This window comes from Micromonospora sp. WMMD1102 (assembly GCF_029626265.1).
Classification (GTDB): Bacteria; Actinomycetota; Actinomycetes; order Mycobacteriales; family Micromonosporaceae; genus Plantactinospora.
Map to the genome: position 1 here is coordinate 1,331,110 of NZ_JARUBN010000001.1, position 22,645 is coordinate 1,353,754.

The following is a 22,645-nucleotide window of genomic DNA, read 5'->3' on the forward strand; positions in this document are numbered from 1 at the left end:
TCGCTTACGTGGATACGAGAACACGGATACTGCACGCTGCGGCGGCGTTGCTGGCCCGCTCCCCGGAGGCGGACGTCTCCACCCGGGCGGTCTGCGAGGCGGCCGGGGTGGGCGCACCCGTGCTCTACCGGCAGTTCGGGGACAAGGAGGGCCTGCTGGCCGCGGTGGTCGACTTCGGCTTCGAGCAGTACCTGGCCGGCAAGCGGGCGGCCGTCCCCTCCGACGACCCGGTCCGCGACCTCCGGGACGGCTGGGACAACCACGTCGCCTTCGCGCTGGAGAACCCGAACTTCTACCGCCTGATGTACTCGCCCGGCCTCTCCACCCCGCCGGCCGCCGCCGCCGAGGCGCACCACCTGCTGCTCGGTGTACTCGAACGCTGCGCCGCCGCCGGACGACTCCGGATCAGTCCACAGCTAGCGGCCCAGATGGTGATGCCGGCGAACGCCGGTGTCGCCCTGCTGCTGATCACCCGGCCCAGCCTCTACCCCGACGTCACCCAGGTGGCGACCCGGGTCCGCGAGGCGATCGTCGGCGCCATCGTCACTCCGGAGCCGGCCGCCGGCCCGGAACCGGCCGCCGGGCCGGGCGGCGGGATCGCGGTGGTCGCCGCGAATCTCGGCGCGCTGCTGCGGGCGGCGCCGGACAGTCCACTCTCACCGGCCGAAACCGGCCTGCTGCTGGAGTGGCTGACCCGGCTCGCCGACCGACCCGGCACCGCCTGAACCGACCGAGGCCGCCCCGGCTCGAACCGACCAACCAGGACAGGCGCAGGAACGCCAAGAACAGCAAGGAGATCGACTGTGTCCACCCCGAACACTCCGGACCTCCCCGCCACCCCGACCGGCCGTACCGCGGTGGTCACCGGCGGCTCGCGCGGCATCGGCCGCCGGGTGGTCACCCGGCTCGCCGCCGACGGCTTCGCCGTGCTGGTCGGCTACGCCGGCAACCAGACCGAGGCCGAGGCCGCGGTCGCCGAGGTCGAAACGGCCGGCGGCCGGGCGATCGCGGTACGCGCCGACGTGGCCGACGAGCAGGCCGTCGGCGTACTCTTCGACACCGCCGAGCGGACCTTCGGCGGCGTCGACGCGGTCGTGCACGCCGCCGGCCGGATGCCGCTGGCGCCACTGGCCGAGCTCGACCTGGCCGACCTGGACGACCTGCACCGGACCAACATCCGGGGCACCTTCGTCGTCGACCAGCAGGCGGTACGCCGGCTCCGACCCGGCGGCGCACTCGTCAACTTCTCCTCCTCGGTCGTCGGCCTCGCCTTCCCGAACTACAGCGCCTACGCGGCCAGCAAGGGCGCGGTCGAGGCGATGACGATGGTGCTGGCCCGGGAGATGCGCGGCCGGGACGTCACAGTCAACGCCGTCGCGCCCGGACCGACCGCCACCGACCTGTTCCTGCGCGCCAACGACGAGCAGCGGGTCGCCAAGCTCGCCGCGCAGGTCCCGCTGGAGCGGCTCGGCACTCCCGACGACATCGCCGAGGTGGTGGCCTTCCTGGTCAGCCCGGCCGGACGCTGGGTCAACGGCCAGGTGCTGCGCGCCAACGGCGGAATCGTCTGATACTCCGACCACTCCGACCACTTCGACCGACGGCTGGCCGACCTGCCGACCGGCTGGCTGCCGACGCGGATCGTCAGCCGGGTACGGCGGCGGCCAGCGCGGCGATCAGCCGGGCCCGCAGCGGCGCGGCCCGCTCGGCAAGACCGCGCTGGGCGGCGGCGTACTCGGCCCGGCCCGCCGGGGTCTCCACCCGGACCGGCGGGTAGCCGAGCGCGGCCAGGTCGTACGGGCTGGCCCGCATGTCCAGGGCGCGGATCTCCCGGGCCAGCGCGAACGCGTCGGCGACCAGTTCACTCGGCACCAGCGGGGAGAGCTTGTACGCCCACTTGTAGAGATCCATGTTGGCGTGCAGGCAGCCCGGCTGCTCGTTGTCGTGCTGGGTCTCGCGGCTCGGGGCGAGCAGGTTCAGCGGCCGGGCCGGCGGGGTGAAGAACCGGTACGCGTCGAAGTGGCTGCACCGGATCCTGTTCTCCTCCACCACCCGGGCGGTCTGCTCGGGATCCAGCCGCAGCGGCCAGGCGTCGTGCCGCACCTCCGTCCGGGTCTGCCGGTAGACCATCGCCCACTCGTGCATCCCGAAGCAGCCGAACTGGCCGGGTCGCCGCGCGGTACGGCTCAGCAGGGTGCGGATCCAGTCGACCGAGTCGCCCCGGCGCCGACGTACCGCCTCGGTGTCGAGGGTGAGGCCGCCGTTCCCGGCCCGGTAGTCGCGGCCGAACTCGGCCGGATCGGCACCCCGGAGCAGCACACCGGCCCCCGGATGCCAGCGGCGCAACTGCGCCGGCCGGTGCGAGTAGTAGGTGAAGAGGAAGTCCTCCACCGGGTGCCGGATGCCGGTGCCGCGCCGGGCGAGGTGCGGCGCCAGCCACTCGTCCACCCGCCGCTCGTGGGCCGCCCGCCGTCGCCGCCACAGCGCCGCGTCGAGCACGACGGTACGGGCGAGGGCGGCGGTCACCGCTCCAGGGTACGGCGCCGCCCTAGTGCCAATGCCGGGTACTTAGAACTCCTAACAGAATGAGGTTGGGCGTATCCGGTGGGTGTGGGGATCGTTCTGTCTGGATGTGAGGAGGGGTGAGCAGCCGCCGTGGATCGTCTCGGACGAGTTGTGGGCCGAGATCGAGCCGTTGCTGCCGCGTCGTCCGCCACGGCGGGCCCGGTATCCCGGCCGTAAGCCCCTCAATGACCGCACCGTGCTCTGCGGCATCCTGTTCGTGCTCTACACCGCGATCTCGTGGGAGTTCCTGCCCAGGGAGTTGGGGTTCGGGTCGGGAATGACCTGCTGGCGCAGGCTACGGGACTGGAACGACGCCGGCGTCTGGCAACGCCTGCACGAGGTCCTCCTGGCCAAACTACGGGCCGCCGGCCAACTCGACATGTCGCGGGCGGTGATCGACGGCTCTCATATACGGGCGCTCAAGGGCGGCCCAAAACCGGACCGAGCCCGGTCGACCGCCGCAAGCCAGGCTCGAAACACCACGTCATCACCGACGCGGGCGGCATCCCCCTCGCCGCGAGTCTGACCGGCGGCAACCGGCACGACGTCACCCAACTGGTACCCCTGGTCGAGGCGATCCCACCGCTGAAGGGCATCCGCGGTCGCCCCCGACAACGACCCGACACGCTGTACGGCGACCGTGGCTACGACTTCGACAAGTACCGCCGGGAACTACGTGCCAGGGGCATCACCCCGGTCATCGCCAGGCGCGGTACCTCACACGGCTCAGCACTCGGCACCCGCCGCTGGGTCGTCGAGCAGACCATCGCGCTGCTTCACTGGTTCCGCCGCCTACGCATCCGCTGGGAAATGCGCGACGACATCCACGAAGCCTTCCTCACCCTCGCCTGCGCCATCATCTGCTGGCGCCGCCTCCAACACTCAAAGAGTTAGGAGTTCTAAGAAGCATGGCCGTGGCTACGCAGAGATCCTCGGCCCCGTCACCGCCCACCAAGGGCCGTTGACGGAAGGTGTCTACGACGAGTTCCGACGTGCCCTCCGACAGGTTGCCGCCGATGACCTCGCGGCGATCCAACTACGGCGGGCACGCCGGGCGGCCTCGACGACTTGCTCGACCTTCAGCCGGACAGCAAGTCCGAGGGCGAGCTCTTCAGTGCCTACCTGCGGATCGGCCGTACGCCAGCTGGGGAGCGGTACGTGCTGGATGTACCTTTCGAGTCTTCGTTGATGTCGAAGCGGCGCCAGCCCCGACGATGTCAACTTCGGCACGGACCTGAGTCTGGGACTGCCAGCGGGAACCTTCGCCGTCGAGCACAAGGCGGGTCCGGGGGCGTTCAAGATCGACCAGGCCGAGGACTATGCTCTGTCATTCAGCGCGCCCGGGGGCCAGTCAGCACGAGCGGCCAGCCGGCCGGATGGAACGGGGTGGTCTACGTGTTCAGCGGGCTAACGGAGGCGCAGACCCCGCTCCGCCAGATGCAGCGTTCGGACGTGGTTTCTCCACTCATAGACAGGCGGAAGAACGGGATCCACCTGCTCTACATCGACGAGGTAGGCGTCATGAGGCGTATCCGCGCCGGAGGCGGTCTCGCACCATGACCAGACCGGATGACCTCGTGCTGACGATCGAGCATCCGCCGACATGGTCGTCACCGGAACTCGCAACTCGCTACCTCGCTCTGTTGCCGGAGCTGGGAGCGGGCGTGCCGACCTCGTTCCATGTCGGCACCACTGTTGACACGGACGACATCGAAGGGTTCCTGAGGTACGTCCGCCAAGACATGCCTTACCGCCGGGAGTCCCGCTGTTGGTTCAGTCTGTCATTAGACGTGTGGTGCGGGTCGCGGCAGGCCGGTTCGCGCCGGGTCATCTGGGTGAGCTGACTCAGCAGGTGCCGTTCGAGATGGTCGATGCTGCGCTGGCTCAGACCCGCTGTCTTCAGCGGCGGGTGCGGGATCTGCCGTCGCGGGTGGTGGTGTATCTGCTGCTCGCGGGCTGTTTGTTCGCCGAGTCGGGGTACCGGCAGGTGTGGCAGCGTCTGGTCGCCGGTCTTGAGGGGTTGCCGGTTGCGCAGCCGAGCGAGGCCGCGTTGACCAAGGCCCGCCAGCGGGTCGGCCCGCAACCGTTACGGGCGTTGTTCGACCTGCTTCGCGGGCCGGCGGCCAGCATGGCCGGGCCGGTGCGCTGGCGGGGGCTGCTGGTCTGCGCGATCGACGGCACCACGTTGTTCGTGGCTGACAGCGCGGCGAACCTGACCCGATACAGCAAACAGCGTGGAGGCCGTACCGGCGGGTCGAGCTATCCGATGCTGCGGCTGGTCACGATCATGGCCTGTGGCACCCGGTCGGTGATGGACGCGGTGTTCGGGCCGATCACCTCCGGTGAGACCACCTACGCCAAGGACCTGCTCGCTCGGCTACCGGCGGACACGCTGTTGCTGGCCGACCGCAACTTCACCGCCGGGCATCTGCTCAACCTCGTGACCGGCCGTCAGGCGCATCTGCTGGTCCGGGCCAAGACCGGCCGCGGCGGCCCTAAACTGCCCGTGCTCCATCGCTGCCGGGATGGCTCTTACCGGTCGGTGTTCGGTGGCCAGCGGGTACGGGTCATCGACGCCGAGATCAGCATCAAGACCAAGGCCGGCACGGTCACCGGTGTCTACCGGCTGATCACCACCCTGCTCGACACGGACACCTACCCGGCCACGGCGATCCTGCGGCTGTATCACGAGCGGTGGGAAATCGAGACCGCCTACCTGGAGATCAAGTCGAGCATCCTCGGCGGCCGGGTGCTGCGGGCACGGACCCCGACCGGCGTCGATCAGGAGATCCACGCACTGTTGGTCACCTACCAGATCCTACGCACCGCGATGACTGATGCCACCAACAGCGAGCCGGGCACAGACCCGGACCGGGCCAGCTTCACCACCGCCCTCAACACCGCCCGTGACCAGGTCATCAACGCCGCCGGTGTCATCGCCGACACCATCATCGACCTGGTCGGCAAGATCGGCCGCCTCGTCCTCGACGACCTCCTGCCCGAACGCCGGCTCCGCGTCAACGCCCGCACCGTCAAACGAGCGATCTCCAAGTACAACGCCCGCGGCCCGAACATCGACCGGCGCACCTACCAGGCCACCATCAGCCTCACCATCCTCGCCGGGCCCGCCTTGACGACCAGCCCAGACCCTTAACTACCCGGCATTGGCCCTAGTGCGGCACGTCGACGCTGACCCCGGCGGAGAAGACAGCGCTGCGCAGCTCGATCCGGGTCGGCTCGGCCGCACCCGTCGAGGCGAACACCAGTGGCGTGATCATGCGCTGGCCGGCCGCCACGGGCTCGGCGAACGGGTCCTTGCCGGCGTTGGCGACCTGCGTGGCCGGTACGTCGGCGCCGACCCAGTCCCCGCTGGGCAGGTACGCCCGTTGCAGCGTGCCGTGCCACTGCTGGCTCCTGTCGGTCAGGTTGCGTACCCCGAGGATCGCCTGGCAGCCACCGGGAGCCGGTGGGCAGACCAGCCGGTACACGGTGAACTCGAAGGCGCTCTCCCGCAGCCCCGTACCGAGCGGTCCGGCCACGGTCTGGCCGATCCACGCCCCGCTGGACGGTTGCCGGTCGCCGTTGATCGCGCTGACCTGGCTCGACCCGGTCCAGGCGGTGAGACCGGCCAGGGCCACCGCAAGCAGGGCGGCGAAGCCGACCGCCGCCCAGGCCGGTGGCCGGGGACGCCTGCGGGGCGGCCGGTAGGTGGCCGCCGGGTGCGGGGCGGGGCGGGCCCGGCCGACGACCGGGGCGAGGTCCTCGGCGGTCGGTTCAGGCGGCTCGGGTACGGCCTCCTCGGCCGGCTCCTCGTCGCCGTCCGGCACGGGCGCGCGCGGCGGTACCGGCGCCCGGCCCACGTAGCGGGCTCCACCGGCGATGCCGACCAGGGTGCCCGGCTCGTGGCCCTCCGGCCCGATCGTCCCGGCAGCCTCGGCCGTCCCGTCGACCCCGGCCGTTTCAGCTGCCCCGGCCGTCCCGTCGGCCCTGGCCGTCCCGTCGGCCCCGGCTGTTTCGTCGGCCCTGGCCAGTCCGCCGTCCCGGAGCAGCCGGCCGTCGTCGAGTACCGCGTCGTCGGCCGGTCGGCGCTGCTCCAGGTGGGCACCGGCACGGGTGGCGCCCAGCGGAGCACCGGTGCCGGGTGCCGGGGCGGACTGCTCGGCCGCGCCGCCGATCCGCGGGTGGCCGGTGACCCGCCGTACGCTCTCCGGCACCGGGATCTTGTGGTCCCGGCGTACCCGTGCCCTGGCCCGGGCGATCGGGCTGCCCGACCTGCGGACCCGCCGGGCCGCCCCGGCCGCCTGTTGCTCGGCGGCCCGCCGCTCCGCCGCCAGGCGCTTCGCCTCCCGTTTCGCCTCCCGTTTCGCGGCCCGGCGGTCGACCCGGTCCACGGGTGTGGCGTTGACCTGGCCGGCGGCCCGCCGTCGGCGCAGCCGCCGCCACCAGAGCGCACCACCGGCCGCGACGAGCAGCACCAGCGCGGCGATCGCGGTGGCCGGCAGGCCGCCCCGGCGCCACCAGGGCGGCGAGGCGGCCGCCTGCGCCTGGGCCGGGTCGTCCGGGCCGGCGGCCGCCCGGGCCCGGTTCCAGGTCGCGGTCGCGCAGTCGTACGGCATGTTGCCGCCCGCGACGAAGGCACAGGCTGGAGCGGTGACGTCGATCCCGCGCGCCGGGGGCACCAGGGTGGTGTGCAGCAGTGCGCTGCTGCGGGCGCCGAGCTGGACCTGCCAGACCACCTCGGTGCCGAGCTGTCCGGGCGTGGTGCCGGGCACGCTGGCCAGGCCGCCCTGGCTGATCATCGCCGGGGTGGCGCCCGCCGGCAGCTCCTGCCGGACGGTCGTCTTCACCATGCCGTCGGTGCCGTTGCGTACCCGGATGTCGTAGCGGGGCGCCGGATCGCCGGACGTAGCCATCGCCAGGGTGATCAGCGGGGCGGTCGGCCGGACCGGGGCGGCGGCCGGCTGGATGGCGGCCCTGGGCTGGGCGGGGGTCTCGGCCGCCTGGGCCGGGGCGCCGGGCGCCGTACCGGTCAGCAGGCAACCCGCGATCACCGCCCCCACCGCACGTAGTCGGATCGATGCAGGCATCACGAAGTCTCCTCCCGCCCAGACGCTAAGCCGGACGGGTGGCCGGCCGGCCGGGAAGGATCGAAGCTCCGTCGGCGGCCCGGCCGCTCGGGTAGGGTGCCGACCCGCCGTACGCGGCAGCGGTGCCCGCTCGCCGTGGGGATAGATTGGCCGGGTGCGTATCGCTCGTTTCGCTCATGCAAAGGGAATGTCGTTCGGCGTGGTCGAGGGTGACCCGGAGGCCGGTCCCGAGGGCCTGACGGTGGCCGAGATCGAGGGCCACCCGTTCGGCGAGATCCGGTTCACCACCGCGCGCTGGGCGCTGGCGGACGTCCGGCTGCTCTCGCCGATCCTGCCCAGCAAGGTGGTGTGTGTCGGACGCAACTACGTCGAGCACGCCACCGAACTCGGCAACGACGTACCGGCCGAGCCGCTGCTCTTCCTCAAGCCGTCGACCTCGGTGATCGGCCCCCGGGACGCGATCCGGCTGCCGGCCCAGTCCAAGCAGGTCGAGCACGAGGCCGAGCTGGCCGTGGTGATAGGACCGCCCGGTGCCCGCCGGGCCGACCGTGCCGCCGCCGCCCGTGCGGTTTTCGGCTACACCTGCGCCAACGACGTGACCGCGCGGGACCTGCAGCGCTCGGACGGCCAGTGGACCCGGGCCAAGGGCTTCGACTCGTTCTGCCCGCTCGGACCGTGGATCTCCACCGGCCTCGACGTCGGCGACGTCGAGGTCCGCTGCGAGGTGGGTCGCGGCGCCGACGAGATGGAGGTACGCCAGCTGGGCCGGACCAAGGACATGGTCTTCGACGTTCCGACCCTGGTGTCCTATATCTCGCACGTGATGACGCTGCTGCCCGGTGACGTGGTGCTGACCGGCACCCCGGCGGGGGTTAGTCCGATCGTCGACGGGGATACCGTCACGGTCCGCGTCGGCGGCATCGGCGAGCTGTCGAACCCGGTGGTGGCGCTCGACTGAGCCACGAGGGCCGGGTGGCGGTGCGTCCGCCGCCCGGCACCGACCCGATTTGGTCTCCACTGCCGGGTCCGGTAAAGTTCGCTTTCGGTGCGGCAAGCACCGATGGGGTATGGGGTAATTGGCAGCCCGACTGATTCTGGTTCAGTTAGTCTAGGTTCGAGTCCTGGTACCCCAGCCACCGAAGCCCGAAAGGGCACCGGTAGCTGGTCTCTGATAGAGTTCAGCAGCGTTGATCGCAAGGTCAACAACGGAAAGTCCTGGCCCCGTCGTCTAGCGGCCTAGGACGCCGCCCTCTCAAGGCGGTAGCGCCGGTTCGAATCCGGTCGGGGCTACGATCGACGGCCCGTGTCACTCCGGTGACACGGGCCATTCCCTGTGCTCATGCCGGAGCCCGTTCTCATACCGGAGCCTTCGCGGCCGGCTCGGGCGCGCCGAGGTCGGTTCCCGATGTCGAGCATCGCACACCACGTGGGAGCAGGCACCCGAAACCGCTGACCACGTCCGGCGAAAGCCGGACTTGCCGGACTTGCCGGCCGGCTGGCCGTTGGCCTGGGGTTGCCCGCACACGGACCGGCCTTGTCCGGCCCGGCAGGGATAGTTCGACGCGCAGACTGTAGAGCTGGGTGCACAAACAGGGCGCGACAATTCCGGCATTGCGCCGGCCAGCCCGACGTCCGTCCCGAAAAGTCCAGGCGTCGTCCCCGTCGCTCCTGCCGTCGTCCCCGGACGCTCCGTGGGTCGGTCCCTAACGCTCCGCACGTCGTCCTGGACGGCTTCGCACGTCGTCCCCGGACCGGTGCGGAGAGTGGGCGCACCGGCGGGGCAGCTCGACAGTCTGCGGACCGAGAGGTGTCCGGCCGTCCCGGCGGCGAGTCGGCGGTCGACAATTCGGCGGCGGGCGGTCTGGCGGCGGGCGGTGCGGCGGCGGGCGGTCTGGCGGCGGGCGGTGCGGCGGCGGGCGGTCTGGCGGCGGGCGGTGCGGCGGCGGGCGGTCTGGCGGCGGGCGGTGGGCGGTGCGGCGGCGGTGGGTGCGTAGCGGTCCGACGCAGTGGTCTACAGGCCGCTCAGCCGCTGACCGGCCCGGACCACCGCCATCGCGTGCCGGTCGCCGGGGCGCCGGCCGAGCCGCTCGATCGGCCCGGAGATGCTGATCGCGGCGATCACCCGACCGGTCCGGTCCCGGATCGGCGAGGAGACGCTCGCCACCCCGGCCTCCCGCTCGGCGACGCTCTGCGCCCAACCCCGGCGGCGTACCTCGGCCAGGGTGCGGCCGGTGAACTTGCAGCGGGGCAGCAGTGGCATGACCGCCTCCGGCGGTTCCCAGGCCAGCAGGATCTGCGCGGCGGAACCGGCGGTCATCGGCAGCACCGAGCCGACCGGCACCGTGTCGCGCAGCCCGCTGGCCCGCTCGGCGGCGGCCACGCAGATCCGCTCGTCGGCCCGGCGCAGATAGAGTTGGGCACTCTCGCCGGTGGCGTCCCGGAGCGCCGAGAGCAGTGGCTCGGCCGCGGTCAGCAGCACGTCGGGCGCGGCGTTCGCCAGCTCGCCCAGGCGTGGCCCGGGGCGCCAGCGTCCCTGGGTGTCCCGGACCAGCATTCGATGGATCTCCAGGGCCTGGGCCAACCGGTGTGCGGTGGCCCGGGGCAGCTTGGTGCGATCGACGAGTTCGGCCAGGCTGGCGCCGTCGACGCAGGCGGCCAGGATGACCACCGCCTTGTCGAGAACGCCGACACCGCTCATACTGTGTCCCACAAGCCGAAACCTACCTCCCAGAATTTAGGATGTCCAGATGGTGGGAGTCACTCCGGAGCCGTCCTCGCCCAGGACCCTGGCCGAGAAGGTCTGGGATGCTCACGTGGTGCGATCCGCTGACGGTGAGCCGGATCTGCTCTATATCGACCTGCACCTGCTGCACGAGGTGACCAGCCCGCAGGCCTTCGACGGGCTGCGGCTGGCGGATCGCCGGGTCCGCCGGCCCGATCTCACGCTCGCGACCGAGGACCACAACACCCCGACCGGCTACGACGACCCGTCGTTCCGGTCCCGGCGCGGTGACCTGCTTACCATCGCCGACCCGACCTCGCGGACCCAGATCGAGACGCTGCGCCGCAACTGCGCCGAGTTCGGCCTCCGGCTGCATCCGCTCGGCGACGACAACCAGGGCATCGTGCACGTGATCGGGCCGCAGCTCGGGCTCACCCAGCCGGGCCTGACCATCGTGTGCGGCGACTCACACACCGCCACCCACGGCGCGTTCGGCGCGCTGGCCTTCGGGATCGGCACCAGCGAGGTCGAGCACGTCCTCGCCACCCAGACCCTGCCGCAGAACCGCCCGAAGACCATGGCGGTGACCGTGACCGGCGAGCTGGGGCCGGGGGTCACCGCCAAGGACCTGGTGCTGGCGCTGATCGCCCAGGTCGGCACCGGCGGCGGGCGCGGTCACATCGTGGAGTACCGGGGCGAGGCGATCAGCCGGCTCTCCATGGAAGGCCGGATGACCATCGCCAACATGTCGATCGAGTGGGGCGCCAAGGCCGGGATGATCGCACCGGACGAGACCACCTTCGCCTACCTGAAGGGGCGGCCGAACGCCCCGCAGGGCGCCGACTGGGACGCCGCCGTCGAATACTGGCGGACCCTCCCCACCGACGAGGGTGCGACCTTCGACAGCGAGGTGGTGCTGGACGCCGGCCGGATCAGCCCGTTCGTCACCTGGGGCACCAACCCCGGTCAGGGCACCGCGCTGGACGCCGCCGTTCCGGACCCGGAGGAGTTCGTCACCGACGCCGAGCAGACCGCCGCCCGGCGCGCGCTGGAGTACATGGACCTCAAGCCGGGGACCCGGCTGCGGGACGTACCGGTGGACGTGGTCTTCGTCGGCTCCTGCACCAACGGCCGGCTGGAGGACCTCCGGGCCGCCGCCGACGTGCTGCGCGGGCACCAGGTCGCCGACGGGGTACGCATGCTCGTCGTACCGGGCTCGGCGGCGGTCCGCGAGGCGGCCGAGCAGGAGGGGCTGGACAAGGTCTTCACCGCGGCCGGCGCCGAGTGGCGGTTCGCCGGCTGCTCGATGTGCCTGGGCATGAACCCGGACACCCTCAAGCCGGGCCAGCGCTCGGCCTCGACCTCCAACCGTAACTTCGAGGGCCGGCAGGGCCGGGGCGGGCGTACCCACCTGGTCTCGCCACCGGTCGCCGCCGCCACCGCCGTGGTGGGCCGACTGGCCGCGCCGGCCGACCTGTGAAGGGGCTGACCTGAGATGGACAAGTTCACCGTGCACACCGGTACGGCGGTCCCGCTGCGCCGGTCCAACGTGGATACCGATCAGATCATCCCCGCCGTGTACCTCAAGCGGGTGACCCGGACCGGCTTTGCCGACGGCCTCTTCAGCGCCTGGCGGGAAGATCCGGCATTCGTTCTCAACGATTCCTCATATTCCGGGGCATCGATTCTCGTCGCCGGCCCCGAGTTCGGCACCGGCTCCTCCCGCGAGCACGCGGTGTGGGCGTTGCGCGACTGGGGGTTCAAGTCCGTCATCGCCCCCCGCTTCGGGGACATCTTCCGGGGGAACGCGCTCAAGGAAGGGCTCCTGCCGGTCGAGCTTGAATTGAAGGCTGTCGAGGCATTGTGGGAGTTGGTCGAGTCCGACCCGACGGCCCGGATCACGGTCGACCTGACCGCCCGGGAGGTCCGGGCCGGGGAGGACACCTGGTCCTTCCCGATGGACGACTTCAGCCGGTGGCGGCTGATCGAGGGTTTGGACGACATTGGACTCACCCTCCGGCACGAGGCGGACATCGCGGCGTACGAGGCCCGGCGATCCTCCTTCCGGCCCGTGGTGGCATAGGCCGAACCGCCGACCGCACAGTCGTTTTCGCCCCCGCCGGTACACCCGGCGGGGGCGAATCCGTTGCGACACAATGGGTTTTTTCGAGCAGATGTTTGTGTCCCGGTGGCACAGGGCATACCGTGCGCGCAGAATGGCTCGCGTTGAGTCCAGTTGCACATTGGGAGGGAAGTCGTGAACAAGGCCGAGCTCATCGAGGCTCTCGCCGCTCGTCTGGGAGACCGGAAGACGGCGACGTCGGCGCTCGACGCGGTCCTCGCGGAGGTCCAGGCGGCGGTCACCAAGGGAGACCGGGTGGCCATCACCGGGTTCGGGGTGTTCGAAAAGCGCGTGCGCGGTGCTCGAACAGCCCGCAACCCTCGGACCGGCGAATCGGTGAAGGTGAAGAAGACATCGGTTCCGGCCTTCCGGCCGGGCGCCGGGTTCAAGGAGATGGTGGCCAGCGGCAAGGCCCCGAAGAACACCGTGGCGGCGAAGAAGACCGCGACGGCGTCGACGGCCAAGTCGACCACCGCCAAGAAGACGACGACCAAGAAGGCGGCGCCCGCCAAGACGACCGCCACCAAGGCGGCGGCGAAGAAGACGGCTCCGGCGAAGAAGACCGGCGGCACCAAGGCCACCACGGCCAAGAAGACGACCACGGCCAAGAAGACCACGGCGGCCAAGAAGAGCACGGCGGCCAAGAAGACGGCGACCAAGAGCACGGCAACCAAGAGCACGGCGGCCAAGAAGGCCAGCACGGCCAAGAAGGCGCCGGCCAAGAAGGCTGCCAAGCGCTGATCCGGCTACCGCCAGGGCGCCTCCGGTCCGTCCGGGGGCGCCCTTCACGTTGTCCGTACCGGGAATCCCGGCCCGACAGGGGCCTCCCCGGCCGACGACGGGGGCGTTAACGCCGCTCAGCGGCTCCAGGACGGCCCGAAAGCCCCGGGCCGGCTTGGGTGTACCCGTGCAGTGGTCGGCCCGGCAGAGCCCGCGTCCGGGCCGGTCAGGACGCGGGGACGGCGCAGCGGTCGGCGGCGTCGAGCCGGCTGGCGGCGACCAGTCGGTCCCCGCCGAAGGCGAGCAGCCAGCCGGTGCCCTTCGCGGTCCGGAACTCCTGCACCGAGCCCGGCAGCCGCTCCGGGCCGACCGCACCGACGGACTCGTCCGCCGCAGCCGCACCGGGCCAGGCGGTCGACGCGGCGGCCAACCGGAGCAACGCCTGCGGGATCACCTTTCCCTGGCTACAGACCGCCGCGGGTTCGCCGTACCGGGCAAGTTCGAGCAGCGCCGCGGCGGCGGCCAGGGCGTTCTCCTCCTCGTCCTGCCCCGGCTTCGGCTCGTCGTGCGCGGAATCCACCTCGATCGGCCGGTCGAGCAGCTCGGCCAGCGGCTGCAACGTCTGCACACAGCGCCGGGCTGCCGCCGAGTGCAGGCGTACCGGGCGGAGCGGCGCCAACAGTCCGGCCAACTCCCGAGACTGCGCCACCCCGGCGTCGTCGAGCGGTCGGGCGGTGTCCGGCCCGGACCAGGTGCCCCGCTTGCCGGCCGAGGCGTGCCGGACCAGGCCCAACTCCGCGCTCACCTGCGGCAGGGCGGCGAAGTCCTCCAGCACTGCGACGTCGTGCGGATAGCTGACCAGCCGGACGGCTTCGGCCAGCGGCAGCCAGCGTACGTCGTCCACCTCGGTCCCCGGCTGGAAACCGCCGCTGCCGGCGGCCCGCATCGACCAGAACTCGACGGTCTTCGGCGCACCGTCGCGCATCAGGTAGTGCACCGGGCGCAGCCGCACCTGTGGCACCCCGAGCACGTCGGCCTCCTCGGCCACCTCGCGCACCGCGGCGGTCAGCGGATGTTCCCCGGGATCCAGCTTGCCCTTCGGCAGCGACCAGTCGTCGTAGCGGGGACGGTGCACCAGGCAGACCCGCACACCGGCGGGCGAGTGGCGCCAGACCACCCCGCCGGCCGCCCGGACCGGGGTCACCGCAGCCATGCCGTCCGGCGTTTCCCGCTCGCCCGGCGCCACGCGGCCGGGAAGGCCGACCGGGCGGTGCGGACGGCTGCCCGCTCCCGCTCCGCCAACCGGCCGGCGGTGACCGCGACGGCGTGGTCGCCCGGCTCCTGCTCGGCGATGGCGAGCCAGGTCTGCGCGGCCACCGCCGCGTCCTGGTGCTCGCCGAGCAGGTCCTGCACCTTCGCCAGCGCCTTGGCCAGCTTCGCCGCGTCGCCGCCGAGGACCCCGGCGACGGCGTCGACGGCGTACCGGGCCCGCTTGCCGTTGATGCGTACCGCGTGCCAGCGCTCGTCCGGGGCGGCCGGGTCCAGGTCGGCGGCGCCGTCGACCTCGTCGTCGCCGTCGGTCAGCCGGTGCCACGGCCGGGCCACCAGCCGGGGCAGCACCTTGTCGGCCGGCGCGTCGGCCCGGTCGGTCAACTGCGGTGCCCGGGTGGCGTCGACGAGCGCCTCGACCAGGTCGCGGTACCGCTGCGAGCCGAGCGCCTCGTCGACGGCGGCCAGTGCCGCCTCGTGCCGGGCCGCCAGCACCGCGTCGATCCGGCGTACCGCCGCGGCGTCCAGCGGGCCGAGCGGGTCGGCGGCGGCCGTCCGGGACAGCCGGGCCCGCAGCACCTCCGCGTCCCGGGCGAGGCCCAGTATTCCGGCCAGCCACTTCAGCTCGTCCCGCAGCGGCTTCGCCCACGCCTTGCGGACCAGCGGCCCGAACGTGCGCAGGTCGCTGCGGAGCCGCCGGCAGCCGACCCGCATCTGGTGCACCGCGGTGTCGTCGTCGCCGACCGGCGCCCGCAACCGGACCAGCGGATCGTGCCCGAGCAGCCGGCCGACGCCGCGGCGGACCGCCGCGGCGACCACGTCGCCGGCACTGGGCCGCGCCGGCAGCTCACCGGCCGGCACCAGGTCGGGTGCGGCCTCGGCCGCCGGACCGAGCGCCCGGACGTGCTTCGGGACGAAGTTCCCGGCCCGGGCGCCGGCTGCGGTCAGCGCCGACTCCAGCACGTCGAGCAGCTCCGGCCCGCCCTCCTTGCGTTCCACCTCGATCTCCCGGAACGTCGACCGGACCTGCTTGCCGTCGCGTACCTGCACCGCGTCGTCGGCGATCTCGGCGAGTACCCGGTCGGCGCCGTCGCGCAGCTCGTACGCCTGGCGCACGGTGCGGACCAGCACGGCCGGCCGCAGCTCGGCGCCCCGGGAGTACGCGGTGACCAGCCCCACCAGCTCGGTTGGCGGACTCTTCGGCCGGCCCTGGCGGGAGACCTCGTGCCGGACGCCGGGGCTGTCGGCGGGAAGTTTGACAGTCCAGGGCAGCTCGTCACCCTTGCGGTGTCGCAGCGACACCCCGGCACGGGCCAGCCGCAGGTCGGCGGTGTCGAGATAGCTGGCGGTGAGCGTCACCGGCGGCATCCGCACCACCCGTACCCCGTCCGGCACGACCGTGGCGAGGTCGGGCAGGGCGAAACCGGGTTCGACGTCGTACTTCCGCTCCTCCTCCAACATCGGGCAAGCCTAGTCCGGAATGTCGGTACGGCCGACCGGCCGCCGCCGCGTGACCACGCCCCGTCGCATCACCCGGCACCACCGGCGACCCGGCGCAGCAGCGCCTCCTGGAGGTTCACCAGCGGCGCGTCCGGGCTGCCCGTGCGCCTGATCCAGCGGCCGTCCCCGGTCAACTCGAACGCCTCGACCCCCGGGCTCATCGCGGTGGTCAGCAGCATGTCCAGCTCGGCCCGCGCGGTCGGGTCGGTCACCTGCACCAGGGCCTCCACCCGGCGGTCCAGGTTGCGGTGCATCAGGTCGGCCGAGCCGATCCAGAACTCGACACCGCCGTCCGGGGCGTCGGCGGCGAGCCCGGTGCCGAACCGGAACACCCGGGAGTGTTCGAGGAAGCGGCCGAGGATCGACCGGACCCGGATGTTCTCCGACAGTCCCGGGACACCCGGCCGCAGCGTGCACATTCCCCGGATCAGCAGGTCCACGTGCACCCCGGCCCGGGAGGCCCGGTAGAGCGCGTCCACGATCGCCTCGTCGACCAGGGCGTTGACCTTGAACTGGACAAGTGCCGGCAGCCCTTTCCGGGCCCGGTCGATCTCGCCGTCGATCCGCTCGATCAGGCCGCGCCGGACGCCCTGCGGCGCCACCAGCAGCCGCCGGTACGACGTCTGCCGGCTGTACCCGGTCAGCACGTTGAACAGGTCGGTCAGGTCGGCCCCGATCTCCGGGTCGGCGGTGAGCATCCCGAAGTCCTCGTAGAGCCGGGCCGTCTTCGGGTGGTAGTTGCCGGTGCCGATGTGGCAGTACCGGCGGATCTGGTTGCCCTCCTGCCGGACCACGAGCGCGGTCTTGCAGTGCGTCTTCAGCCCGACCAGGCCGTAGACGACGTGGCAGCCGGCCCGCTCCAGCACCCGGGCCCAGCCGATGTTGGCCACCTCGTCGAACCGCGCCTTGATCTCCACCAGCACCACCACCTGCTTGCCGGCGGCGGCCGCGTCGATGAGCGCGTCCACGATCGGGGAGTCCCCGCTGGTTCGGTAGAGGGTCTGCTTGATGGCCAGCACGTTCGGGTCGGCGGCGGCCTGCTCGACGAAGCGCTGCACGCTTGTCGAGAACGAGTGGTAGGGGTGGTGCACCAGGATGTCGCCGTCGCGCAGGGTGGCGAAGACGCTGCGCGGCACCTCGCCCTCGGCCAGCCGGGGATGGGTGGCCGGCACGAACGGCGGGTCCTTCAGCTCGGGCCGGTTGGACTCGTTGTAGACCTGCCAGAGCGCGGTCAGGTCGAGCAGCCCCGGCACCCGCAGCACGTCCTGGCTGTCCATGTCGAGTTCCCGGACCAGCAGTTCGAGCACGTGGTCGGAGACGGAGGCGGCCACCTCCAGGCGTACCGGCGGGCCGAACCGGCGGCGGGCGAGTTCCCGTTCCAGGGCTTGCAGCAGGTCCTCGTCCCGGTCCTCGTCGACCTCCACCTCGGCGTTGCGGGTGACCCGGAACAGGTGGCACTCCACCACCTGCATCCCGGAGAAGAGCTGGTCGAGGTGGGCCGCGATCAGGTCCTCCACCGGCAGGTAGCGGTAGCCGGGCGCGTCCCGTTCCACCCGGACGAACCGGGGCACGTTGTTCGGCACCTTGACCCGGGCGAAGAGTTCCGAGCCACCGTCGGAGTCGCGGACCACCACCGCCAGGTTCAGCGACCGGCTGGAGATGTACGGGAACGGGTGTGCCGGGTCGACGGCGAGCGGGGTGAGTACCGGGAAGATCTGCTCCCGGAAGTACGTCCGCAGCCGCTGCCGTTCCGGGGTGGGCAGGTCGGCCCAGTGCAGCAGCGCGATGTTCTCGGTGGCCAGCTTCGGCATCACCTCGTCGACGAAGCAGGCCGCGTGCCGGGCGACCAGGTCGGCGGCCAGCTCGGAGACGAGTTCGAGCTGGGTGGTCAGCGGCATCTGGTCGCCGCCCCGGACCGGCAGCCCGGCCTGCAACCTCCGCTTCAGGCCGGCGACCCGGACCATGTAGAACTCGTCCAGGTTGTTGGCGAAGATGGCGAGAAACTTGGCCCGCTCCAGCAGCGGGGTGTCCGGGTCCTCGGCCAGGGTCAGCACCCGGGCGTTGAAATCCAGCCAGGACAGCTCCCGGTTGAGGAACCGCCCCGACGGCAGCGGTTCGGCCGGCTCCGCCACCGGTTCGGCGGCCGGCTCGGTCGTCGCCGGGCGGGCGGCCAGCCCGCTCTCCGGCACGGGACTGCCCGGCCCGGTCGCCGCCCCGCCGCGCCGGCCCCGCTCCGGGTTGTCGGCCAGGCCGGTCGCCGGGCTGCGGTCCGGCCCGCCGGTCTCGGCGCGGGCCGAGTCCGCGGCCTGGTCCACGGCCGCCGAACGGTCCGGTTCGGCGCCGGTGTCCGGTTCGACGGTGCCGTCCGGTTCGGCGGCCGGCTCGCGGTCGGTGTGCCCTTCCGGCCGCCCCTTCGACCGGGCGGCCCGGCCGGATGCCGTCGGGCGTTCGCCGCCGGCCCGGCCGGCCCGGGGCGTGCGGCTGGTCCTCGGGGTACGGGTGGAGTCGGTCCCCGGTTGTGGGGTCGTGCGGCGGGACGGCGGTGTGCTCACGACATCATCATTCCCCGCCGCGGGTTAACGGAAAATGAACTCGGCCCAGCGGGTCAGGGGAAGGTCGGCAGCGTGATCCGGACCAGCGTGCCGGCCGCGTCGTGCTCCAGCCGGACCCGCTGACCCAGCCGGAGCAGGCGCAGTCCGGAGGCGTCGAACGCGGTCGCCGGGAAGCTGACCCGGGTGCCGTCGTCGAGCAGCAGCGTGCCGGTCCGGGTCTGCGGGTCGTAGTCGGCCACCGTGCCCTGCATGCCAGCACCGTACACCGGCGGGTGCGGCCCGGCGCTCGGGTCGGCGGTCTGCGGTCCGCGCGGGCGTGGGTCAGCGCTCGGCGCCGGCCGGCGCCGACCGCCGGGTCAGCGCTGCGGTGTGCCGGCCGAGCCCGAGTGCGGCGGCGGCCCGCAGGTCGGCCGGGGTGTCGACGTCGCGGCGCAGCGTCGGCCAGGCGCCGGTCAGCGGGCCGGCGCCGGAGGCCGTGTGCGCCGCCGCCGAGTACGGGCCGAACCGTGGGTCCAGGGCCGCTCCGGCGGTGGCGGTGAGCAGTACGGTGCCGGTGCCGGGCGCGTCCGCGACGAACCGGCGTACCCCGGCGGGCCCGTTCGCGGCGTGCAGTGCCTCGGCCAGTTCGGCCGGACGCAGCGCGGGCAGGTCGGCGGTGAGTGCCGCGACCGGGCCGCCGGAGGCGGCTGCCGCGCCCCGGGTGAACGCGGGGTTGAGCCCGGCGGCCGGCGGTTCGGGCACGATCCGGGCACCGAGCCGGCCCAGGGTACGCCCGGCCTCCGGATCGGCGGTCACCACCAGCACCTGTCCGACGGCCGGGCAGCCGAGCACCGCCTCGACGGTGTCCTCGGCCAGCGCCAGTGCCAGCAGCTCGTGCGGTACGCCGTCCAGCGCTCCGCGCAGCCGGCTCTTCGCCGACCAGAGCCGCTTGACCGGCACCACCACGGTCCAGTTCCGCTCCGCCACGGAACAATCCTGCCAGCTCGCGGCGGTCGCCCGTCCGGTGGCGTACCCCGCCCGGTGCGCACCCCTGGCTGGCCGTACCCGGGGCGAACAGGCATGATTTCGCTGCGGGCGGCGGCACCCGGCCGGGCCGCGCCAGGGGTTGCGGCGACGAGGAGGCAGAGTGGGACGGCGCAGGCTGGGGTTCTGGGGGCGGTTCGCCGTCATGGTGGTCAAGCCGGTGCTGACCGTCTGGACCCGGCGCGAATGGCGTGGCATGGAGCATCTCCCGCCCTCCGGCGGGATCATCATCGTGCCGAACCACCTGTCCCACTTCGACCCGCTGGTCTCGGCGCACTTCATCTACGACGCCGGCCGCTGGCCCAGCTTCCTGGGCAAGGCGAGTGTCTTCAAGGTGCCGGTGATCGGCCGGATCCTGTTGAAGTGCCGGCAGATCCCGGTGGAGCGCGGCACCGTCGACGCGGCCAGGTCGCTGGAGACGCTGGAGCGGGCGGTCAGGTCCGGTGCGGCGGTCGTGATCTACCCGGAGGGGACCACCACCCGGGAGCCGGAGCTGTGGCCGATGCGGGGCAAGACCGGCGCGGCCCGGCTGGCCCTGGCCACCGGCGCTCCGGTGGTGCCGGTGGTGATGTGGGGGCCGCAGCGGATCTTCGACCCGCGCGACAAGAAGGTCAGCCTGCGTCCGCGTACGCCGGTGACGGTGGTCGCCGGACCGCCGGTGGACCTGGCCCGCTGGAGCGGCGCGGTGCCGACCAAGACCGTACTCGACGAGATGACCGACGCCATCATGCTGCGGCTGCGCGACATGCTCGCCGAGGTCCGGGGCGGGACACCACCGCCGCTCTGGTCGGCCCAACAAAACCGGCGGACCGGAGAGCGGGCATGAGCCATGTCGCCGTGCTCGGTGCCGGCTCCTGGGGTACCGCCTTCGCCAAGGTGCTCGCCGACGCCGGCCGCGACGTGCGGATCTGGGCCCGTCGACCGGAGGTGGTAGAGGCGATCCGCAGCACCGGCAGCAACCCCGACTACCTGCCCCGGCTGCGCCTGCCGGCGGCGGTACGCGCCACCGCCGAGCCCGCCGAGGCGATCACCGGTGCCGACCTGGTGGTGCTGGCGGTGCCCTCGCAGACCCTGCGCGGCAACCTGGCCGAGTGGGCCGGGCAGCTGGAGCCCGACTCCACGCTGGTCTCCCTGATGAAGGGGATCGAGCTGGGCACCACCAAGCGGATGAGCGAGGTGATCGTGGAGACCGCCGGGGTGGCGGCGGACCGGGTCGTGGTGGTCTCCGGCCCCAACCTCGCCCCCGAGATCGCCGCCGAGCAGCCCGCCGCGACCGTGGTCGCCTGCACCGACACCGACCGGGCGACCCTGGTGCAGGCGTCGGTGAACACGCCGTACTTCCGGCCGTACACCAACGACGACGTGATCGGCTGCGAGCTGGGCGGTGCGGTCAAGAACGTGATCGCGCTGGCGTACGGCATCACCACCGCGATGGGGCTGGGCGACAACACCCGGGCGACCCTGATCACCCGGGGGCTGGCCGAGACCGCCCGGCTCGGGGTGGCGCTCGGCGCCGACCCGCTCACCTTCGCCGGGCTGGCCGGCCTCGGCGACCTGGTGGCCAGCTGCTCGTCGCCACTGGCCCGGAACCGCACCTTCGGCGAGCAGCTGGGCCGGGGGGCGACCCTGGAGGAGGCGCAGGCGGCGACCCGGCAGACCGCCGAGGGGGTGAAGAGCTGCCTGGCGATCCGGGACCTGGCCCGGGCGCACGGCGTGGAGATGCCGATCACCGAGCAGGTCGAGCGGGTCTGCCACGAGGGCGCCGACCCGCACGCCGCGATGGCGGCCCTGATGAGCCGCAAGCCGAGGCCGGAGTGAGCGGCGCCCGGCCGCGGCCGGGCGGTACCCCCGAGCCGGCGGACGGGGTGCGAGCCGGCCGGCCCGACGACCGGGCGGACTACGGCGACGGCACCCGGTGCGTGCACGCCGGCCTGCCGGAACCGGTACCGGGGGAGCCGTTCCTGCCCGGTCCGGTCTTCGCCGCCCCCTACCACCTGGACCCGGCGGGCGGCCCGGACGCGGCCCCGAACGGGTACGGCCGGCCGGACAATCCGACCCGGCGCGGGCTGGAGACGGCAATCGCCGAGCTGGAAGGTGGAGAAGAGTGCCTCGCCTTCGCCAGCGGGCAGGCGGCGATCACCGCGCTGCTCCTGGCGGTGCTCCGGCCCGGCGACACGGTGCTGCTTCCCACCGACGGATACTTCCCGGTGCGGGCGTTCGCCGCCGAGACGCTGCGCGGCATCGGCGTACGGGTCGAGTTCGTGCCGACCGCCGGCCCGTACCCGTCCTTCGACGGAGTGCGCCTGGTACTGGTCGAGACGCCGGCCAACCCGGGTCTGGACGTCTGCGACATCGCCGAGCTCGCCGGCCGGGCACACGCCGCCGGCACGCTGCTCGCGGTCGACAACACCACCGCCACGCCACTCGGCCAGCGACCGCTGGACCTCGGCGCGGACCTGGTGGTCGCCTCCGGCACCAAGGCGCTGACCGGGCACTCGGACCTGCTGCTCGGCTATGTTGCCGGCCGGGACGCGCGCCTGCTGGACACGATCCGGGGTTGGCGGACCACCACCGGCGCCATTCCGGGCGCCTTCGACGCGTGGCTGGCGCACCGCTCACTGGCCACCCTGGACCTGCGGCTGGCCCGGCAGAGCGCCAACGCGGCGGCGGTGGCGGCGACACTGCGGGCCCGCTCCGACGTCTCCGGCGTACGCTGGCCGGGGCTGGCCGACGACCCCGCGTACCCGGTCGCCAGCCGGCAGCTCCGCCGGGTGCCCGGGATCGTCGCGTTCGACCTCGGCGACGCCGGCCGGGTGGCGCGGTTCCTGACCGCGAGCCGGCTGGTCTTCGCGGCGACCTCCTTCGGCGGCCTGCACACCAGCGCCGACCGGCGGGCCCAGTGGGGCGACGACGTGTCGCCCGGATTCGTCCGGCTCTCCTGCGGGGTAGAAGACGCCGCCGACCTGGTCGCCGACCTGACCACCGCGCTGGACGCGGCCGGCCCGGCCTGACGCGTCCCGACTCGCCGCTGTCCTGCCGGGCGCGGCGGCCGAGAATCCGTGGCCCGTGGCGTGGCGCGTGGCCC

At 72.8% G+C, this 22,645-nt stretch carries 19 protein-coding genes, 2 tRNA genes and 1 pseudogene; 14 read left to right on the top strand and 8 right to left on the bottom strand.

Features of this window, described 5'->3' with window-relative positions; all coding sequences use genetic code 11:
• The first annotated feature begins 8 nt into the window (after positions 1-8).
• Together O7626_RS06065 and O7626_RS06070 are read left to right on the top strand one after the other, a co-directional pair.
• Positions 9-725, top strand: coding sequence for a TetR/AcrR family transcriptional regulator (locus O7626_RS06065; protein WP_278060078.1), 717 nt, complete (start codon positions 9-11; stop codon positions 723-725).
• A 78-nt stretch (positions 726-803) separates the two neighbouring features.
• Complete coding sequence (locus O7626_RS06070; protein WP_278060080.1) at positions 804-1,571, top strand: SDR family oxidoreductase; 768 nt, start codon at positions 804-806, stop codon at positions 1,569-1,571.
• A 73-nt stretch (positions 1,572-1,644) separates the two neighbouring features.
• On the opposite strand, the gene O7626_RS06075 is transcribed toward O7626_RS06070, so the two are convergent.
• Positions 1,645-2,526 (bottom strand): 3-methyladenine DNA glycosylase, encoded by an 882-nt coding sequence (locus O7626_RS06075; RefSeq protein WP_278060082.1) that lies wholly within the window; start codon positions 2,524-2,526, stop codon positions 1,645-1,647.
• A gap of 133 nt (positions 2,527-2,659) precedes the next feature.
• Here O7626_RS06075 and O7626_RS06080 point away from each other — a divergent pair.
• Both O7626_RS06080 and O7626_RS06085 read left to right on the top strand, forming a co-directional pair.
• Positions 2,660-3,459 (top strand): IS5 family transposase gene (locus O7626_RS06080; RefSeq protein WP_278066070.1). Its coding sequence is split into 2 segments (ribosomal slippage): positions 2,660-2,996 and positions 2,996-3,459, totalling 801 coding nucleotides; the frame shifts between segments, so codons are not numbered across the junction.
• A gap of 874 nt (positions 3,460-4,333) precedes the next feature.
• Positions 4,334-5,719 (top strand): IS4 family transposase, encoded by a 1,386-nt coding sequence (locus O7626_RS06085; RefSeq protein ID WP_278060084.1) that lies wholly within the window; start codon positions 4,334-4,336, stop codon positions 5,717-5,719.
• 16 nt (positions 5,720-5,735) lie between these two features.
• Here O7626_RS06085 and O7626_RS06090 read toward each other — a convergent pair whose 3' ends face one another.
• Entirely contained in the window at positions 5,736-7,652 is a 1,917-nt protein-coding gene (locus tag O7626_RS06090) for a hypothetical protein (RefSeq protein WP_278060086.1), read from the bottom strand.
• 154 nt (positions 7,653-7,806) lie between these two features.
• Here O7626_RS06090 and O7626_RS06095 point away from each other — a divergent pair, with 154 nt between their 5' ends.
• The 4 genes from O7626_RS06095 (at position 7,807) to O7626_RS06110 (ending at position 9,646) form a co-directional block, all read left to right on the top strand.
• A complete protein-coding gene (locus O7626_RS06095) occupies positions 7,807-8,610 on the top strand; it encodes a fumarylacetoacetate hydrolase family protein (RefSeq protein ID WP_278060088.1) in 804 nt (267 codons plus the stop codon).
• A 103-nt stretch (positions 8,611-8,713) separates the two neighbouring features.
• Positions 8,714-8,788 (top strand) — tRNA-Gln (locus tag O7626_RS06100).
• Between the two features lie 81 nt (positions 8,789-8,869).
• A tRNA-Glu gene (locus O7626_RS06105) sits at positions 8,870-8,942 on the top strand.
• A 473-nt stretch (positions 8,943-9,415) separates the two neighbouring features.
• Positions 9,416-9,646 carry a hypothetical protein gene (locus O7626_RS06110; RefSeq protein WP_278060090.1) on the top strand — a complete coding sequence of 77 codons (231 nt, stop codon included), beginning with the start codon at positions 9,416-9,418 and terminating at the stop codon, positions 9,644-9,646.
• A 17-nt stretch (positions 9,647-9,663) separates the two neighbouring features.
• On the opposite strand, the gene O7626_RS06115 is transcribed toward O7626_RS06110, so the two are convergent.
• Positions 9,664-10,350, bottom strand: a complete 687-nt coding sequence (locus tag O7626_RS06115) for an IclR family transcriptional regulator (RefSeq protein ID WP_101370253.1) — start codon at positions 10,348-10,350, stop codon at positions 9,664-9,666.
• 49 nt (positions 10,351-10,399) lie between these two features.
• Here O7626_RS06115 and leuC point away from each other — a divergent pair, with 49 nt between their 5' ends.
• From leuC to O7626_RS06130, 3 genes are all read left to right on the top strand, one after another.
• The gene (gene leuC / locus O7626_RS06120) at positions 10,400-11,854 is read left to right on the top strand and encodes a 3-isopropylmalate dehydratase large subunit (RefSeq protein WP_278060093.1); all 1,455 of its coding nucleotides are present in this window, start codon (positions 10,400-10,402) and stop codon (positions 11,852-11,854) included.
• A 15-nt stretch (positions 11,855-11,869) separates the two neighbouring features.
• On the top strand, positions 11,870-12,457 hold the full coding sequence (leuD, locus tag O7626_RS06125; protein ID WP_278060095.1) for a 3-isopropylmalate dehydratase small subunit: 588 nt from the start codon (positions 11,870-11,872) through the stop codon (positions 12,455-12,457).
• A 174-nt stretch (positions 12,458-12,631) separates the two neighbouring features.
• The gene (locus O7626_RS06130) at positions 12,632-13,237 is read left to right on the top strand and encodes an HU family DNA-binding protein (RefSeq protein ID WP_278060097.1); all 606 of its coding nucleotides are present in this window, start codon (positions 12,632-12,634) and stop codon (positions 13,235-13,237) included.
• Between the two features lie 205 nt (positions 13,238-13,442).
• On the opposite strand, the gene O7626_RS06135 is transcribed toward O7626_RS06130, so the two are convergent.
• From O7626_RS06135 to cofC, 5 genes and pseudogenes are all read right to left on the bottom strand, one after another.
• On the bottom strand, positions 13,443-14,429 hold the full coding sequence (locus O7626_RS06135) for a bifunctional NUDIX hydrolase/histidine phosphatase family protein (protein WP_278060099.1): 987 nt from the start codon (positions 14,427-14,429) through the stop codon (positions 13,443-13,445).
• The gene (locus O7626_RS06140) at positions 14,417-15,946 is read right to left on the bottom strand and encodes a CYTH and CHAD domain-containing protein (RefSeq protein ID WP_278060101.1); all 1,530 of its coding nucleotides are present in this window, start codon (positions 15,944-15,946) and stop codon (positions 14,417-14,419) included. The genes O7626_RS06135 and O7626_RS06140 overlap by 13 nt, the downstream gene beginning before the upstream one ends.
• 68 nt (positions 15,947-16,014) lie before the next feature.
• Positions 16,015-18,135: pseudogene (locus tag O7626_RS06145) on the bottom strand (RNA degradosome polyphosphate kinase); the annotation flags it as partial.
• A 455-nt stretch (positions 18,136-18,590) separates the two neighbouring features.
• Entirely contained in the window at positions 18,591-18,788 is a 198-nt protein-coding gene (locus O7626_RS06150; RefSeq protein WP_278060103.1) for a cold-shock protein, read from the bottom strand.
• 70 nt (positions 18,789-18,858) lie between these two features.
• Positions 18,859-19,503 carry a 2-phospho-L-lactate guanylyltransferase gene (gene cofC, locus O7626_RS06155; protein ID WP_278060105.1) on the bottom strand — a complete coding sequence of 215 codons (645 nt, stop codon included), beginning with the start codon at positions 19,501-19,503 and terminating at the stop codon, positions 18,859-18,861.
• A 160-nt stretch (positions 19,504-19,663) separates the two neighbouring features.
• On the opposite strand from cofC, the gene O7626_RS06160 reads away from it, so the two are divergent.
• The 3 genes from O7626_RS06160 to O7626_RS06170 are packed head-to-tail and all read left to right on the top strand — an operon-like array spanning position 19,664 to position 22,571.
• Positions 19,664-20,386, top strand: a complete 723-nt coding sequence (locus tag O7626_RS06160) for a lysophospholipid acyltransferase family protein (RefSeq protein ID WP_278060106.1) — start codon at positions 19,664-19,666, stop codon at positions 20,384-20,386.
• Positions 20,383-21,378, top strand: a complete 996-nt coding sequence (locus O7626_RS06165) for an NAD(P)H-dependent glycerol-3-phosphate dehydrogenase (protein WP_278060108.1) — start codon at positions 20,383-20,385, stop codon at positions 21,376-21,378. The genes O7626_RS06160 and O7626_RS06165 overlap by 4 nt, the downstream gene beginning before the upstream one ends.
• Positions 21,379-21,425: 47 nt before the next feature.
• Positions 21,426-22,571: a cystathionine gamma-lyase gene (locus O7626_RS06170; protein ID WP_278066071.1), complete on the top strand. Its 1,146-nt coding sequence runs from the start codon at positions 21,426-21,428 to the stop codon at positions 22,569-22,571.
• The last annotated feature ends 74 nt before the right edge of the window (positions 22,572-22,645 follow it).